The sequence below is a fragment of the Salinibaculum rarum genome, assembly GCF_030505615.1.
In the GTDB taxonomy this organism is placed as follows: domain Archaea; phylum Halobacteriota; class Halobacteria; order Halobacteriales; family Haloarculaceae; genus Salinibaculum; species Salinibaculum rarum.
Map to the genome: position 1 here is coordinate 1,075,027 of NZ_CP129992.1, position 15,578 is coordinate 1,090,604.

The following is a 15,578-nucleotide window of genomic DNA, read 5'->3' on the forward strand; positions in this document are numbered from 1 at the left end:
GCGGGTGGGCTACTCGTCGACGCTCGGGTGCTGGCTTGGCTCGTCGGGATGTGGCTCGCTGAACTGCGACTGCATGACTTCCCGCGCTTCCCGTTCGCGGCGCTTTCGCTCCTCGTCTGTTATCTCTTCACAGCCCGGCGGCACGTCTCGCCCCCGGTCGGTGAAGTATCCCTCCGGTGCGACCCAGTCGTGATAGAACGGCACGGCCGAGTCGTCGATGACCGTCAGCGCGACGCTGGCACCGTCGCCGGCCGCGACGACGGTCTGGTGGTGCGTCTCGGCGACGCGACCCGCGGCGTACAGTCCGTCGACGTCGCTCTCACCGTGTTCGTCCACGTCGAGGTACGTCTTGCTCCCGCGCTTGACCAGCCCCACGTCGAGGGCGGCCAGGTAGTCCGTATCGGCCCAGGAGGTGCAGATGACGTACTCTGCGGTCACACTCTCTGTTGTACCGGCGACATCGACCTCGAAGCGACCGTCGTCTGCGAGACTGACACCTTCGACTTGCCCTTCGCGAATCTGGCAGTCGTTGCGCTGGGCTTGCTCGCGCGTCAGGTCCAGAAAGCGGCGTGCGTTGACCCCGGCCGGGAACCCGGGGACGTTCTCGAGGTGTGCGTTCCGTTCGAGGATGGGGTCCCCACCGTCGAACACCAGTGTGTCCAACCCCGCGCGTGCGGTGAAAATTCCGGCAGTCAACCCCGCCGGCCCGGCACCGACGATACAGACGTCTCGTGTCTCCATACCCATCCGTTCGCGCTGCCCGACCAGAAGGTGACGGATTCATTTCAGGGTGGGCCCGCGACGCGTGGCGGTGGGTTGCCACAATGCGTGAACATTAGGATGTCCAGCCCAATGTGGCGGTGTGGACGCTGTCGACGTCAGCACGGTGATCTATCTGCCCGCCACGGACGTCTACGAGTTTCTGCTGGACTTCCCGCGGTATGCCCGCTACTCCGAACACCTAGACGAGGTTCGCCGCCGTGACGGCGACGGGTCGCCGGGAACGCGCTACGACATCACGTTCTCGTGGTGGCGCCTCTCCTATACGGCTAACTCGCGGGTGACGGACGTGGACCCGCCAAACCGCATCGACTGGCGACTCGTCAGGGACATTGACGCGCGCGGGCACTGGGCTGTCGTTCCCGAACCCGAGTCGGCGCCGGACCCGGAGACGCCGGCGACGCGCGTGCGCCTGTACATCGAGTTCGCACCAGGGTCTGCCGACAAGGGCGCCCTCGGACTGCCCGCGACGGTCTCACTCGACTGGCTCGTCGACCGCATCAAACCGAAGGTGACCGCAGAAGCAGAGCGAATCGTCGAGCGCATCGTCGCCGACCTCGAAGGGGAACCACGCGAGGTGACACTCGACGTGCACACCACCCCGGATTCGCTGTAGAAACTGAGAGTTGTCTACCGACCGATATCGTAGGTGTCGATGGTCGCGCTGACGACACCAGCGCTTCCGCTCTGGCTGACGCTGGTATTTCGCGCGTACGAGAGAATCCCGCCGCTAGTGTCGTTGCGTTCGACGTATTCCTCGAGGTCACCGGTGTTGACCTCGCTCTCGTTGTCGAAGACGAACACTCGCTTGAACTTTGAGTTTTTGCCGTTGATAGTGATCGACGTCCCCGACGCGACCATCCCGCCGAAATCGCCCCGGGCGATAGACTCCCGGGAGCTGCTGATCTCGTCGCGGAGCGTCCGCCCGTAGACGATCGTCCCGCCGAGTTCGTTTGCCAGCGTGCTGAACGCGTCGTCGTCGTTGACCGCGCGACCCTCGCCGTTTTGGCCGACGTCGATTATCGTCTTCGCGTTCTCGACCGCCGAACTGAACGTGTTGCCAAAGCGGCTCCCCGTCGCCTGGGCAGAAATAATCGCGTTCCCGCTGACTGCCCACGCCTGTCTGGCGTCGTCTGTGTCGTCGCCGTCGGGAATATAAATATCGTAGTTCCCTTTCGAGTCTTCCTGGGAGTACTCACCGCCGTCGCCGGCCCCACTTGGAGTCGTTAGCTCACTGTCGACGTCGCCGACATTGTACGACCCTTTGTACACTGTCCCTGACTCGAACGACAGCTCCATGTTGAGTGATTGCCACGAAACGCCGGTCCGGTAGCTTCGTTGCCGCTGGGCGTACGTGTTTGGGCGGAGATTGTTCCGGTTCCCGTGTATCTGTGTCGGACTGCTCACTCTGAAGCGAACGGCCTCGCTGTCAGGTTCGAGTTCTCCCGCTGCGGGCACCCAGTTCGCAAACGCCCCGCTCCCGCCGCCTCCGCCGAGGAACGGAATCTGCTCACACCCCGCGAGCATCCCTGCACCCGCGGCCGCACTCGTCGCCAGAAATTGCCGTCGTGTCGGTTTCATTCCAATTTCACCTTTTTTACCGTCTCATAAATGTGTACTGTTTTTCCAGTCCAGCGGAGAGACTCCGCTCTCGTGACCGCGGCGAAGCGACGAGAAAGCGGTGTCGCGGCGGGCGTTACTCTTCGAACTCGCCGTAGTCGCCGCCGTACTTCATGAAGAAGTAGGCCAGGCCGAGCGTCCCGGCCATCACGAGCATGGTGGCGACGCCGAGCGCCTTCGCGCTGCTGGGGAGGTCACCGGGGCCGGCGTTGCCGCCAGTTTCGACCGTCGGGTAGTCGGTTCCGACCACGACGACACCGAGCATCCCACTCGCCTCGTGGGGGATACAGACGTAGTTGTAGATGCCGTCCTCTTCGAACGTGTACTCGTACGTGCCGGAGGACTTGGGTGACCCGGAGTTGAACACTTCGTCGCCTTGCTCGACGACGTTGTGTGCGCCGCCTTCACCGGTCCACTCCCAGACGACCGTCGCACCGTTGTCGACGTGGACCGCAGCGGGACCGAACGCCAGTCCGGAACTCCCCGCGCCGACTTCGACGACTACCTCGTCCTGGCCTCGCCGGTCGGCAATCGACCCGTCGAAGTTGTTCGCGTCGTCGAGAAACCCGCCGAGGTCCGGCTGGCCACCGCCACCACCGCCGCCGCCTCCGGAGTCGGTTTCGTTGCCGGATGCGGTGGTTTCGTTGCCGGCCTCTGTCCCGTTTTCCTGTGCGGTCGCGGTCCCCGTTGCTGCGGCGGCAGCCGTCGTTCCTGCCGCTGCCTGCATGAATCGACGGCGCGAGACACTCGCGTCGTTGTCGCTCATACGTACCGCTTCGAAATCACGCGTAGTGAATACTTCGCTTCCAGATTCAGGGCAGCAAGTTCAGATAGCCCGCCGCGAAGGCGAGCGCCAACACGACCCCGATTGCGACGAAGAGGGCGTTCTCGAGGTCGATTTCCTGGGCTTCGAGTTCCTCCGGTACGTCCATCTTCCCCGCGACACCCGCGTCGATGCCCCCACTGTCGTCGGTTTCCTCCTCGTCTGCGGGGACGCCGTCGCTGTCGCTTGCCGTATCGCTCTCGTCTTCGAGGTCCGACAGCGAGTACCGCCACTCTTCCTCGTCGTCGGAGTCGGTTGCCATACTGGTCCTTGGCGGTCCACGCTCAAAAGGCTGGCCGGTCGGGCCTACCGGATTTTCGTCCCCGGGCCGCTGTCGCCGTGGGTCGTCAGGATGTCTGCGTCCTCGCCGGCCGCCAGCAACATGCCGTTTGACTCGTAGCCGAACAGTTCCGCCTGTTCCATGTTCGCAAGCAGGACACACCGTGTACCCGGCAGGTCCGCGGCGTCGTGCAGTCCCTTGATGCCTGCGACCACCTGGCGCTGCTCGACGCCGATGTCGACCTCCAGGCGCATCAGGTTGTCCGAGTCCTCGATTTCCTCGGCGGCCGTAATCTCGCCGACGCGGATGTCGAGGTCTTGGAAGTCCTCGAAGGAGATGCGGTCCTCGGCGAGGGGTTCGAGGTCCGTCTCTTCGTTCTCCGTCTCGTCGCTCTCACTGGCTTCCGCGACGCGCTCGCGCAGTGTCTCGTTTAAGTCTTCGACTTCCTCGTCCTCGATTTCCGTAAAGAGCTCTTCGGGTGCGTCGAACTCGGCGGGCGGGGCGTCGAGTGCGTCGCTCAGTTCGGCGTCGGCGACGGTGCCTGCCTCTCCGAGTTGGTCCCACAGCGCGGCAGCCTTCTCGGGCATGATCGGCTGCATCAGGACGGCACACGCCTTCGCAACCTGCACGCAGTCGCGGATGACCTGTGCGGCCTGCTCGGGGTCCTCGTCGACGAGGTTCCACGGTTCGTGGCGCTGGATGTAGCCGTTGCCAAAGTCCGCGAGGCCGACGGCCACGTCCGAGATGTCCCGGAGCGTGTACTCGGCGACGGCGTCCTCGAAGTCACTGATGGCGTCGGTGATGCGCTCGCGCACTTCGTCGCTCACGTCGGCCTCGGGCGTCCCGTCGTAGTTGCGGTGGGCAAAGAGAAGCGCCCGGTAACAGAAGTTCCCGAGATTGCCGACGAGTTCGCCGTTGACCCGCTCTTGGAAGCGGTCCCACGAGAAGTCGACGTCCTTCTCGATGCCCGACCCGGTCGTGATGTAGTACCGGAACAGGTCCGGGTGGAAGCCGGTGTCGAGATACTCGTCGGCCCACACGGCGCGATTGCGCGACGTGGAGAGTGCCTTCCCGTCGATGCCGACGAATCCGGTCGCAAGTACCGCTCGGGGTTCGCTGAATCCTGCCGCCCGGAGCATCGTCGGCCAGAAGACGGTGTGGTGCTGGATGATGTCCCGGCCGATGACGTGGACGATTTCGCCGGCGTCGTCGGTCCACTCCTCGTCCCACTCGGTGCTGGGCCGTCGCTCTCCGTCCAGCTTCCAGACATCTTCCCAGTCGTACTCCTCGGCGCCGACCCGCTCGGTGTACTGTTTCGTCGAGGAGACGTACTCGATTGGAGCGTCGACCCAGACGTACAGGACGAGGTCCTCCTCGGTGTCGCCCTGTTCGGGATAATCAATACCCCAGTCCATATCCCGCGTGATACAGAGGTCCTGCAGCTCACCTTCTATCCACTCGCGGGGCTGGTTGCGGGCGTTCTCGGTCCCTTCGAGGCGGTCGATGAAGTCCTGGAGATACTCCTGAAAGTCCGACAGGCGCAGGAACTTGTGTTCGCGCGTCCGGTACTCGGCGGGATTGCCCGTCAGCGTCGAGACTGGGTCTTCGATTTCGCCGGGTTCGAGGTGGCGCTGACAGCCCTCGTCGCACTCGTCGCCCCGTGCCTGTTCGCCACAGTACGGACAGGTTCCTTCGACGTAGCGGTCGGGGAGCGGTTGGTCTTCCTCGCTGTCCCAGGCGACCTGAATCTCCTTCTCGATGACGTGGCCCTGGTCGGCCCACGTGGAGACGAAGTCCTGGGTCATCTCCGTGTTCGTCTGGTCGTGGGTGTGCCCGTAGTTGTCGAAGTCGACGTTGAACTTCGGGAACGTCTCGGCGTAGGTCTCGTGATAGTCGAGTGCGAACTCCTCCGGCGAGACGCCCTCCTCGGCGGCGTTGACCGCGACGGGTGTGCCGTGCATGTCCGACCCGCAGACGAAGGCCGTCTGCTGGCCGACGCGGTCGAGTGCCCGGGTGTAGGTGTCGCCGATGACGTACGTCCGCAGATGGCCCACGTGCAGGTCACCGTTGGCGTAGGGTAACCCGCAGGTGACCACCGCCGGATTGTCCGTCGGCAGTCGGTCGTGACTCATGTGCTCTGTTTCTGGTATGGAGGTCAAAAACACCGCCGGTTTCCGGGTGCGCCGCTCAGTCCGAGTCTGCCGACGCCACCGGCACCGACTCCGCTCCGACTCGGCTGGTCGTCGGTATCGAGAATCGAACCGTCGACCCGTCATCGGTGGTAAACGAGACTGTCCCACCGAGCGCACGCGCCCCCCACGAGATGAGCCACACGCCCAGACTGCTCGCGTGATTGAGCGGGGTTTCGGTCCCGGACTTCACCGGCTCGATTTCAGAGTCCGGGATGCCTGGCCCGTCGTCGGCGACGGTCACCTCGACTTCCTCGCCCTGCCGCGCCGAACTGACCGTCACCACTGGCGCGGCGCCGCCGTGGACCAGCGCGTTTTCGACTATCTCCCGGACGACGACCCGGACGATTTTGGGATCGGTCTCTATCTTGCCCGCCGCCATCGACTTCTCGATGTCCGCTTTCGGGTGGTCTGTGGCCAGGTCGTCGACGATGTCACAGACGAGTGCGTCGAGGTCGACCGAGACCGCCTTCGACTCCCGCTCGAACATCTGTTCGACCTCCAGTGCCTTCTCACTGATTTCTGACAGCCCTCGTGCCCGCTGTTCGACGGTCTCCCCGAGTTTGGCTATCTCGCTTTCACTTTGACTCTCTATCTGGTGTGCGGTCCCGAGAATCACGGTGAGGTCGTTGCGGAGATTGTGTCGGAGTATCCGGTTGAGTACCTGCAGGCGCTCCTGGCGCCGAACCAGCGTTGTCACGTCCTGGATGACGAGACTCTGCCCGATTTCGACGCCATGCCAGTTCGACACTGGAGACGTTTTGACCTGGTAGGTTCGACCGCGTCGCTGAAAGCGCACGGGAAATTCCGCGAAGTCGTCCACGTCGAAGACTGCGAACAGTTCCGCGCGTGGCGTTCCGACGAGGCTGTCGCGACCGAGGTAATCACAGGCTCGGGGGTTGGCCTGCACGACGGTCTCGTCCCCGATGACGACCACGCCGTCGTCGAGGTCGCGCAGCACCGCCCGCTCACCGATGCGAGCGACGGCAGGTATCTGTGTCAGGAACTGCTCGCGAAAGACCGCATACCCCCAGAGTATCGACTGTGGCCCGAGTGCAACCTGTGTGATCGGAAACCCTTCGACTGGGACGCCGATGATTGCCCCGACGCTACCCAGGACAGTCACGAGTGTCCCGCCCGCGAGCGCGAGTGCCTGCCCGACGAACAGCCGGTTGCGCTCCAGAACCGTCTTCCCGACGAGCACCAGTCCCGCAGCGAACACCGCGTAGATGTACACCCCGAGTAACGCGCCGACCGGGCCGATAGACGACAGGACGACCGTCCCTGCGGGTATCGTCGACTGCGTTAGCTCACCGACCAGTGGCGACCAGGTCGGGCTGACGGTGTAGAGGACTGCCCCGGCGACGAGTGGCACCGTCGCGACCCGAAACAGCCAGCTGTGTATCCATCGGTCACGCCCGGTGTACTGAATAATAAATGCCAGCCACAGGCCGGCCGAAAGCAGACTCAGGGCGGTTACGGTACCCCACAATCCGATGCGGAGTGAGCCGTGTGCCACGAACAGACTGACGAGCGTCAGACCGGCCCACAGCATCGAGACTGTCTGGAGGGCGGCGAACAACCCCGCGCTCGGTCGCTCCCGGTTTTTCCAGCCGACGGTGGCCAGCCAGCCGAGCAACACCGTGTTCACCGCCAGGATGGCAGGAGTGAGAACCGACATCACCTGTCGGAAAAGATACAGTCGACCTGTATGAATATTTCCCCGCAAACGGTGTCTTGGCTTCCGGCTTTTCGCTTCGGCGCCGCCACAGAGTGTGATTGCACTGACGTGGGCCGGCGGCTGTGCGACCTCGCTTCCCGCAAGTCGACTTTTGCAGTGCTATCAGGGCGGTGACGATCTGTTACGAAGAGTGTTGGAATGAGCACCAGCATCCGCGCGAGCGATGCGAGCGCGCTTTCTCTGAATCGAGGCCAACGGCCGAGATTCAGCCTTTTTCACCCACGTTTTTGCCGTGAGCGGTGAGCGCGAAGCTCTCACCCGAACGGGAAAAAGATGGTCTAGTACCAGTCTAAGTCGGCGACGAACGAGCGCAGCATCGACCGGGTGACGTGGGGCATACAGACGACGCGCATCTCTCCCGACCCAGTCTTCGAGACGCGCCAGCCACGGTCCCGGAGTTCGTCGGTCATCGGCACCGAGAGGTCTGCCGCGACGAGTGGCAACTCCGGCCCGACGACCTCGTGGCCGCGATGGGACAGCGACTCGGCCAGCCACTCGGCGTTGTCCATTGCCCGCTCGTAGGTCTCGCGGTACCCTTCCTTCCAGAGTGCGTCCATCGCGGCGACGGCGCTGGCGACGCCCGCCCCCGAGCGTGTCCCCGTCAGCGTCACCTGTGCGGTCGATTCGAGGTACGGCGTATCGATTGCCAACTCGTCGAGCAAGGTCGGGTCACGCGCGAGCAGGCCGCCGGCGGGAACAGCCGCGCGGCCGACCTTGTGCGGGTCGATAGTCAGCGTATCGATGGCGGCGTCGTCGAAGGCCCACTCGTGGTCGGTAAAGGGCAGGTAGAACCCACCCCACGCGGCGTCGACGTGACAGAGCGCGCCGGCGTCCTCGGCGATGTCCGCGAGTGCTGGAATCGGGTCGACGTAGCCGTACTCCGTCGACCCGGCGACGCCGACGATGCAAACGGTGTCGTCGTCGGCCAGTTCGGAGACTGCATCGAGGTTCGCGCGGTGGTCCGTCGTCGGTGCCGTTCGCAGTTCGACGCCCAGCAGTTCGGCGGCCTTCTGAAAACTGAAGTGTGCGCTCTCGGGGATGACGACGTTCGGGTCGTCGGTGTCGCCCCGGTTGCGTGCGATGCGAATCGCCTGGATGTTGGCTTCGGTGCCGCCGCTGGTGACGTAGCCAGCGGGGTCCTCGAGGCCGGCGACGGTTCCCAGCATGTCGACTGCGTCACGTTCGAGTTCGGCGACCGTCTCGTAGGTGCCAGGGTCGCCGGGGTTCGTTGCGAGAAACCGCTCGGCAGCCTGCCGTGCCGCGGGATGGGGTTCCGTACACATCGAGGAGAGGACCCGGTCGAAATCCTGCGGGGTGGCCTGCTGGGCCTGCTGCATACCTGTTAGTAACGACGTGTGCGCTTAGAAGTTACGCTCGTCGCGACCGGTTTTCACGCCGCTCGTTCGGGCGCTTCGATGCCGTAGCGGAGGGGAAAAGAGCCGGTCGGCGTTACCGAACGGAGTCGAGCAGCAGTTTCTGTTCGGTCCGTTTGACCTCGTGTTGCACATCACGGACGGCGTCGATGTTCGCCGAAATCGAGGTGACGCCCTCGTTGACGAGGTGTTTGACCATCTGCGGTTTCGACCCGGCCTGGCCACAGATGCTCGTATCGACGTCGTGTTCGCGGCAGGTCTCGATGACGTCGCTGATGAGTTCGAGCACTGCGGGGTGGAGTTCGTCGTAGCGGTTGGCGACTTGCTCGTTGTTGCGGTCGACCGCCAGCGTGTACTGCGTGAGGTCGTTGGTCCCGAAGGAGGCAAAGTCGATGCCGGCTTCGGCCATCTCGTCGACGGTCAGGGCCGCTGCGGGGGTCTCTATCATCACGCCCCACTTTCGCTTTGTCGTGTCGACGCCCGCTTCCTCTAGATGCTCGCGGGCCTGAATCACGTCCTCGGCGTCGTTGACGAGTGGGACCATGATTTCGACGTTGTCGTAGCCCATGTCGTACAGTTTCCGGAAGGCCCGGAGCTCGTGCTGGAAGACGTCCGTCCGGTCGAGGCTCCGCCGAATGCCACGATAGCCAAGCATCGGGTTGTGTTCGATCGGCTCGTCGTCGCCACCGTCCAGTTGTCGGAACTCGTCGGTGGGCGCATCGAGCGTGCGCACCCGAACCGGGCGCGGGTAGAACTCCTCTGCGACGCCGCGGACGCCGTCGACGATTTCCTCGACGTAGGCGTCGACGCTGTGGTCCTCGATGTACCGTTCGGGCGTCTTGCCCAGGGAGAGAATCATGTGCTCGATGCGAAGCAGGCCGACACCGTCCGCACCGGTCGCAGCGGCGCGCTCTGCGGCGTCCGGAATCGAGACGTTGACCTTCACTTCTGTTGCGGTCATCGGTTTGACTGGCGTGTCCGGGCGAACCTCCTCGACGGCGTCGTGTTGTTCGGCCTCTTTGGCACCGGCCTCGACCGTTCCTTTCTCGCCGTCGATAGTGACGACCCGCCCGTCTTCGAGTTGGTCGCTCCCGTGCTCTGCGCCGACGACGGCGGGGACGCCGAGTTCCCGCGAGACGATGGCGGCGTGGGACGTCATCCCACCCTCGTCGGTGATGATTCCCGAGGCGCGTTTCATCGCCGGGACCATGTCCGGAGTGGTCATCTCGGCGACGATGATGTCGCCCTCGCTGACTTTGTCCAGCTGGTCGAGCTTGCTGACGATGCTGACAGTCCCAGAGGCACGGCCCGGGCTGGCACCGAGCCCCGAGAGGATAACTTCGTTTTCCCCCTCGACCTCGGTTGCACTCGTCTGGCCGGCGCCGTTCCCGCTGGCGCTGGCGCCCTCGTTTGCACCCTCGCTGATGGTGGTAATCGGTCGCGACTGGAGGATGTACACTTCGCCATCGTGAATCGCCCACTCCACGTCCTGTGGTTCCTCGTAGTGGTCCTCGATTTCCTCACCGAGGTCGAGCAGTGCGTCGAGTTCCGAGTCCGAGAGGACACGCTCGCCGCGCTTTTCGTCGGCCACTTTCCGCTCGACGGTCTTGCCGGTGTCTTCGTCCCGGACGTGCATCACCTTCTTGTCGGCGACGTTCTGTTCCTGTATCTCACCGGTCTCGCGGTCGATGACGTAGTTGTCCGGCGTCACGGCACCGGAGACGACGGCCTCACCGAGCCCCCACGCGGCCTCGATGGTGACGACCGGCGCACCCGTCGACGGGTGCGAGGTGAACATCACGCCGGACTTGTCGGCGTCGACCATCTCCTGGACGACGACGGCGATGTCGACGGTCGTGTCGTCGAAGCCCTGCTCTTGCCGATAGTAAATCGCTCGCTGGGTAAACAGCGAGGCCCAGCACTCCCGCACCTTGTCGAGCAGGTCGTCGCGGGTGATGTTGAGAAAGGTCTCCTGCTGGCCGGCAAAGGAGGCGTCGGGCAGGTCCTCGGCCGTGGCCGACGAGCGGACGGCCACGGAGGCGTTCTCGCCGATTCGGTCGTACGCTTCCAGGATGCCCTCGCGCTGCTTGTCGGGAATCTCGGTCTCCCGAATGAGCTGCTGGGCATCCTCTGCGGCCTCGGCGAGAGCCTTCGAGTCGTCGGAGTCGACGTTGACGATGTCGAACAGCTCCTCGTCGATGCCAGTCTCTTCGATGAACGAACGGTACGTGTCTGCTGTGACAATGAAGGCGGGCGGAACGGGCAGGTTGGCAGATGTCATCTCCCCGAGTGACGCTGCTTTCCCACCAACGGCCGCCAGGTCGTCGCTCCGGACGTCCTCCAGCCAGAGTACAGCCATTACGTGTAGGCACTCGAACGAGGATAAAGAAGCTTCTGACTCCGCTCTCAGTGGGTGTCTGTCACTTCCTGTGGCCGGATTCGAACCTGTCGATACCGCCCTGTTGCCGACTTCTCGACGGCGCCGCTCTCAGACCTCGATGATGTCGTCGTCTTCGACTGGCGGGACTGTTACGGTCCCGTCGAGGCTGGTGACGGTGTGGCCGCCGACCCGCAGACCGCCGCCGGCTTCGACGTGGACCCGGCCCGGCCGGTCGATGAAATGTCCCTGCTCGACGCCCGTCGTCGCGTCCTCGATACTGCCCCGCTCGAAGAGATGGGACACCAGACCGCCGGCGACTGCCGGGAGCGCTGGCGTCTCCAGCCCGACGGTTCGGCCTCCGACCGACCGTTCCGGCGGCACGAACGCCCGCATGTGACAGGCGGTGTCGGCCGCCAGCGTATCGAACGTGAACCCACAGACCACATCGGCGTCGGTCGCGTCTGCGACCGCCGACAGCGCCGGCGCATCCGGACGTGCACCGCTGAGATGTTCGAGGAAGTTCACTGGCACGACGAGTGTGTCGATGCCGACCGAGAGCAGTGTCGGCGGGAAGTCCGCGCCCACGTCCCGGATTGAGGCGGGGTCGATACCGAGCGCGTCGGCCACGCGGGACTCCTCGATATCTGCCGGCGTGGCCGTCGGCGGCGACTGCTCGACCCAGACGCCGCCGTCGCTCGTCACCTCGGTCTCGACGGTTCCCGCGGCCGTCGAAAGCGTGTGCTCTCCGACCTCACGATCGCCACGTTCGTGCTGGAAGCCGACCGTTGCTATCGTCGCGGCCGGATGGTGGTCGAGCGGTCCCGACGGGCCGCTCACGCGGAGGCCGTCGCCGTCCGGAAGCGCGATCGTCGTCGCGAACTCGCCCGCGACCGCAGCGACCTGTTCCTCGGCCAGCCCATCACCGTCGGGGACGACGCCGACGGGGGCGCCGCCGGTCGGCTCGGCGGCACACGCGTCCACGAGACACGCCTGTCGTGTTTCCATACCCAGTGGCCGACCGGCGTCCCCATGAAACCGTCGGGACTTTCCGCGGCGTGGCCGTCGCCCCCACTATGTCAGCAGACGACGGACAGACGGCACGACTCTCCCAGTCACACACCGAGATGACGGAACTGTTGATGCCAGACGACACCAACTTCTTCGGCCGCGCGCTCGGGGGCGCAGTGCTGCACTGGATGGATATCTGTGGGGCGATTGCGGCGATGCGCTTTTCGAACAGCCAGTGTGTCACGGCCTCGATGGACCACGTCGATTTCATCTCGCCTATCGAACTCGGGGAAATCGTCGTCGTGCAGGCGTATGCCTTCGATACGGGGCAGACGAGCGTCGACGTGAAAGTCGACGTGATGGCCGAAGAACCGCGGACCGGGGAGTCACGCGACACCACCTCCTCGTTTCTGACCTTCGTCGCCGTCGACGAGGACGGCACGCCGACCGAAGTCCCCGAACTGGTCTGTGAGAGCGACGCCGAACGCGAGCACCGGGATAGCGCTCGCGACCAGCGGCAAGACCAACTCGAGACGCTCATCGATAAAATGGAATAGGCCTGCGGTGGCACAGCGTCGCCACCCGTGGGTGTCCGGGTCTGTACGACAGAAAAACCGTGTCGAGGGCTACTCGACGGAACTATTTCGAGGGTACGGTTACCCGATGTACACCCTGTCGGGTAGGCCGCAGACTGCTTCGTGGCGATGTCGTTCGCGTGTGGTTGGTTGCTGTCATTGGTCCAGTCGTGTTACTCCTCGATTCGGTGACTCAGGACGATCTCCGCGAGGTCCTCGCGGTCCTGTCCGCCGTCAGTCATGATGTTGTCGTCGTCGGTGTTGATGTTCGGGACCATCGGTGCGCCAGTGTTCTCTGCGTCTGTGAAGTGGGTGTACATTGGTTCTCCGTAACCCTCATGGTCTGCCATGAAGGTTGTACTCGTTCCGATGGGCGGGATGTATATAAACATAATGGTCTATCATTGAGGTTGCCGGAATCGAGGGACGACTGTCCCGTCACTGACGCCACAACTCGGCCCGACAGTCGCTCTGTCGCCAGCGGACTTCGAAGGGATTGTGTTCCCGCGCAGTTTGCCACAGCGTGTGTCGCTGTTGAGCATCTTCGCAACGGCAATCCTCCCTATCGTCGCCATCGCGACGGCCGGATTCGTTCTCGGTCGCCGCCGCGACGTGGCTGCCGGCCCGCTGAACACTGTCACTATCTACGTTCTCGTCCCGGCGCTTGTCTTTCACAGCCTCGCGACCACCGCTCTCAGCGGCGAGACGCTCGCCAGCGTCGCCATCGGCGTCTTCCTCTTTACCGGTGTGATGGCATTCCTCTCGGAGGGGACCGGCCGCGCGCTCGGTGAGACTGAACCCATTCTCGGGAGCTTCGTCCTCGTCAGTATCTTCTCGAACGCCGGCAACTACGGCATCCCCGTCTCCGAGTTTGCCTTCGGCGCCGTCGGCCGCTCGACGGCCGTCGTCTACATCGTCGCCCAGTCGGTCGCGATGTACACGCTCGGTGTCTATCTCGCGGCCCGCGGCGAGGGCGATGACTGGTACTCCGGCATGCGTGCTATCTTCGAAATCCCTCTCGTTTACGTCGTCATCGCTGCCCTCGCTGCGCGGTGGCTCGGCGTCGTCCCCGCTGTCGATACGGCGACGATGGAGACGCTGAAACTCGTCGGTGACTCCTCGATTCCGGTCATGCTTCTCATCCTCGGCATCGAACTCGCAGAGACTGACTACAGCGCCGCCGCGCTCCGTGTCACGCCGGCCGTCACGCTGAAGATGCTCGTCGCGCCGCTGATTGCTGTCGGTATCGTCGCCGTCGTCGGCTTCCAGAACACGACCGTCGCACGGGTGTTCGTCCTCGAGTGCTCGATGCCAGCGGCCGTGACGACGCTCATTCTCACTGGGGAGTTTGCCGGCTCGACGCCCGACGGCATCGAGGCCACCGAGTACGCTGGCACTGCAATCTTCGTCTCGACTGTCCTCTCGGTACCGCTGTTGACTGGCCTTATCGCACTTCTCCAGTCCGTCGTCGTCCTCTGAGAGAGCGGCCGCTCCAGTCGGGTGAAAAACAGGACAGAACGTGGCTCTACTTTGTCCGCCCGTCGTCGCGGACGTACGTCAGCGCGTCCACAAACGAATCGATGTCTACCCTGTCTTCGGACTCTGCCAGCCGTTCCCGGAGTTTTGTTGGCGTCATGTGTACTGGTACCATACAACACCCCACATAATAGTTCTTTCGCTGCCAGTGGTCAGCTGATTGAAACCGAGCGGAAAACAGCGTCGGTCAGTCCGCGATGGCTTCGCCGGAGCCAGCCGTCGCAGCGGGGTCCTGAATCCAGAGGTCGCCAAAGAGGTCGTCTTGCTGGAGTCGGACCTGCCCGCGGTGTGAGAGAAAGAGCAGTCCGAGGAACGTCTCGACGCGTGAGCCACCGGCGCCCTGAATCTCGCGGTAGAGCACTTCGTCCCGGCCCTGCTCGTAGTGTTCGCGGACGGCCGCGTGGACGTCCTCGATGATTTCGTCGATGTTCTCGCTGTGGGCGGTGCCGGTCACGTCGGCCTCGGTGGGCTCGTCGTCCATCCGGAGGTCGTCAGCGGACCGGTAGTCAAGTTCCTGTGTCCCCCGCTGGAACCCACTCGACGAGCCGCTGGTGTCGTACTCGCGGGATTCTTTCCACCAGTTGTCCCGCTCTGCTTCCCGGAGGTCCCTGACCAACTCGTCCAGCGTCTGTGGCATCCCGCGGGCGCGCTTGCGTTCGAGCCGGCGGTCCATCTCCGCTTCCAGCGTGGCGAAGGGGTCGTGGTCGCCCGCTGGCTCGCTTCCTTCGGCCATCGCCTGCTCCCACGGCTCGGGTTCTGGCTCCTCGTCGTCATCCGCTTCGAGCATCGCGTCGCTTTTCATCCGCAGCAGGACGCTCGCGTAGAACAGCGCCCGCCCGGAGGTCTGGAGGTCCGCGTCGTCCAGCCGGTCGAGGAACTTGTCTGTCACCGAGACGATGTCGATGTCCCAGGGGTCGATTTCGCCGTCTTCTGCCAACCCGACCAGCACTTCGACCGGTTCGACTTCGTCGCCGTTGTCATCGTCATTTTCTCCTTCGTGGGTATCGTCGTCCAGCAGTGCGGCGGCGCTCTCTCTGCCCGACCGGTCTCTGTCTTCGTGGCCGCTGATGTCGAGTGGGATGTCTTCCTCAGTCATGTCGTACACTTCCCTGGCTGGCTTCGCGGGTCGCATTCGCTCCCCGCTTGCTTTGACGAGGACTCACTTCGTTCGTCCTCGCTGCTCACGGGTCGCGGTCGCTCCCCGTTCGCTCCTCCGAGACTCCTCGCTACTCGCGGCTCCACCCGTCGCCGCTCGCCTTGACGAGGAGTCTCG

The 15,578-nt window shown here is 64.1% G+C and carries 14 protein-coding genes; 3 read left to right on the plus strand and 11 right to left on the minus strand.

Annotated features, from left to right (window positions below; translation table 11 throughout):
* Window positions 1-9: 9 nt before the first annotated feature.
* Window positions 10-741, minus strand: a complete 732-nt coding sequence (locus QYL91_RS05885; RefSeq protein ID WP_302082452.1) for an NAD(P)/FAD-dependent oxidoreductase — start codon at window positions 739-741, stop codon at window positions 10-12.
* A gap of 121 nt (window positions 742-862) precedes the next feature.
* Here QYL91_RS05885 and QYL91_RS05890 point away from each other — a divergent pair, with 121 nt between their 5' ends.
* A complete protein-coding gene (locus QYL91_RS05890) occupies window positions 863-1,396 on the plus strand; it encodes a type II toxin-antitoxin system RatA family toxin (protein WP_302082453.1) in 534 nt (177 codons plus the stop codon).
* 14 nt (window positions 1,397-1,410) lie between these two features.
* On the opposite strand, the gene QYL91_RS05895 is transcribed toward QYL91_RS05890, so the two are convergent.
* The 8 genes from QYL91_RS05895 to QYL91_RS05930 form a co-directional block, all read right to left on the minus strand.
* Entirely contained in the window at window positions 1,411-2,361 is a 951-nt protein-coding gene (locus tag QYL91_RS05895) for a twin-arginine translocation signal domain-containing protein (protein WP_302082454.1), read from the minus strand.
* Window positions 2,362-2,476: 115 nt separating this feature from the next.
* Window positions 2,477-3,166 carry a halocyanin domain-containing protein gene (locus tag QYL91_RS05900; RefSeq protein WP_302082455.1) on the minus strand — a complete coding sequence of 230 codons (690 nt, stop codon included), beginning with the start codon at window positions 3,164-3,166 and terminating at the stop codon, window positions 2,477-2,479.
* Between the two features lie 46 nt (window positions 3,167-3,212).
* On the minus strand, window positions 3,213-3,485 hold the full coding sequence (locus tag QYL91_RS05905; RefSeq protein ID WP_302082456.1) for a DUF7312 domain-containing protein: 273 nt from the start codon (window positions 3,483-3,485) through the stop codon (window positions 3,213-3,215).
* A 44-nt stretch (window positions 3,486-3,529) separates the two neighbouring features.
* On the minus strand, window positions 3,530-5,635 hold the full coding sequence (metG, locus tag QYL91_RS05910; protein WP_302082457.1) for a methionine--tRNA ligase: 2,106 nt from the start codon (window positions 5,633-5,635) through the stop codon (window positions 3,530-3,532).
* A gap of 55 nt (window positions 5,636-5,690) precedes the next feature.
* A complete protein-coding gene (locus tag QYL91_RS05915) occupies window positions 5,691-7,373 on the minus strand; it encodes a histidine kinase N-terminal 7TM domain-containing protein (protein WP_302082458.1) in 1,683 nt (560 codons plus the stop codon).
* A gap of 338 nt (window positions 7,374-7,711) precedes the next feature.
* Window positions 7,712-8,770 (minus strand): tyrosine decarboxylase MfnA, encoded by a 1,059-nt coding sequence (gene mfnA / locus QYL91_RS05920; protein WP_302082459.1) that lies wholly within the window; start codon window positions 8,768-8,770, stop codon window positions 7,712-7,714.
* Window positions 8,771-8,882: 112 nt separating this feature from the next.
* On the minus strand, window positions 8,883-11,165 hold the full coding sequence (gene ppsA, locus QYL91_RS05925; protein WP_302082460.1) for a phosphoenolpyruvate synthase: 2,283 nt from the start codon (window positions 11,163-11,165) through the stop codon (window positions 8,883-8,885).
* 129 nt (window positions 11,166-11,294) lie between these two features.
* On the minus strand, window positions 11,295-12,191 hold the full coding sequence (locus QYL91_RS05930; RefSeq protein ID WP_302082461.1) for a PhzF family phenazine biosynthesis protein: 897 nt from the start codon (window positions 12,189-12,191) through the stop codon (window positions 11,295-11,297).
* Between the two features lie 68 nt (window positions 12,192-12,259).
* Between QYL91_RS05930 and QYL91_RS05935 the strand changes: the two genes are divergently transcribed.
* Entirely contained in the window at window positions 12,260-12,751 is a 492-nt protein-coding gene (locus QYL91_RS05935; protein WP_302082462.1) for an acyl-CoA thioesterase, read from the plus strand.
* Between the two features lie 191 nt (window positions 12,752-12,942).
* Here QYL91_RS05935 and QYL91_RS05940 read toward each other — a convergent pair whose 3' ends face one another.
* Window positions 12,943-13,119: a hypothetical protein gene (locus QYL91_RS05940; RefSeq protein WP_302082463.1), complete on the minus strand. Its 177-nt coding sequence runs from the start codon at window positions 13,117-13,119 to the stop codon at window positions 12,943-12,945.
* Window positions 13,120-13,294: 175 nt separating this feature from the next.
* Here QYL91_RS05940 and QYL91_RS05945 point away from each other — a divergent pair, with 175 nt between their 5' ends.
* On the plus strand, window positions 13,295-14,248 hold the full coding sequence (locus tag QYL91_RS05945; RefSeq protein WP_302082464.1) for an AEC family transporter: 954 nt from the start codon (window positions 13,295-13,297) through the stop codon (window positions 14,246-14,248).
* Window positions 14,249-14,492: 244 nt separating this feature from the next.
* On the opposite strand, the gene QYL91_RS05950 is transcribed toward QYL91_RS05945, so the two are convergent.
* The gene (locus QYL91_RS05950) at window positions 14,493-15,401 is read right to left on the minus strand and encodes a segregation/condensation protein A (RefSeq protein ID WP_302082465.1); all 909 of its coding nucleotides are present in this window, start codon (window positions 15,399-15,401) and stop codon (window positions 14,493-14,495) included.
* Between the last annotated feature and the right edge of the window lie 177 nt (window positions 15,402-15,578).

Excerpts from the sequence above, each read along its gene's own strand:
- QYL91_RS05885 (WP_302082452.1), bottom strand. The coding sequence starts at position 741 with ATGGAGACACGAGACGTCTGTATCGTCGGTGCCGGGCCGGCGGGGTTG.
- QYL91_RS05895 (WP_302082454.1), bottom strand. The coding sequence starts at position 2,361 with ATGAAACCGACACGACGGCAATTTCTGGCGACGAGTGCGGCCGCGGGT.
- QYL91_RS05900 (WP_302082455.1), bottom strand. The coding sequence starts at position 3,166 with ATGAGCGACAACGACGCGAGTGTCTCGCGCCGTCGATTCATGCAGGCA.
- QYL91_RS05905 (WP_302082456.1), bottom strand. The coding sequence starts at position 3,485 with ATGGCAACCGACTCCGACGACGAGGAAGAGTGGCGGTACTCGCTGTCG.
- metG (WP_302082457.1), bottom strand. The coding sequence starts at position 5,635 with ATGAGTCACGACCGACTGCCGACGGACAATCCGGCGGTGGTCACCTGC.
- QYL91_RS05915 (WP_302082458.1), bottom strand. The coding sequence starts at position 7,373 with ATGTCGGTTCTCACTCCTGCCATCCTGGCGGTGAACACGGTGTTGCTC.
- mfnA (WP_302082459.1), bottom strand. The coding sequence starts at position 8,770 with ATGCAGCAGGCCCAGCAGGCCACCCCGCAGGATTTCGACCGGGTCCTC.
- ppsA (WP_302082460.1), bottom strand. The coding sequence starts at position 11,165 with ATGGCTGTACTCTGGCTGGAGGACGTCCGGAGCGACGACCTGGCGGCC.
- QYL91_RS05930 (WP_302082461.1), bottom strand. The coding sequence starts at position 12,191 with ATGGAAACACGACAGGCGTGTCTCGTGGACGCGTGTGCCGCCGAGCCG.
- QYL91_RS05935 (WP_302082462.1), top strand. The coding sequence starts at position 12,260 with ATGTCAGCAGACGACGGACAGACGGCACGACTCTCCCAGTCACACACC.
- QYL91_RS05940 (WP_302082463.1), bottom strand. The coding sequence starts at position 13,119 with ATGGCAGACCATGAGGGTTACGGAGAACCAATGTACACCCACTTCACA.
- QYL91_RS05950 (WP_302082465.1), bottom strand. The coding sequence starts at position 15,401 with ATGACTGAGGAAGACATCCCACTCGACATCAGCGGCCACGAAGACAGA.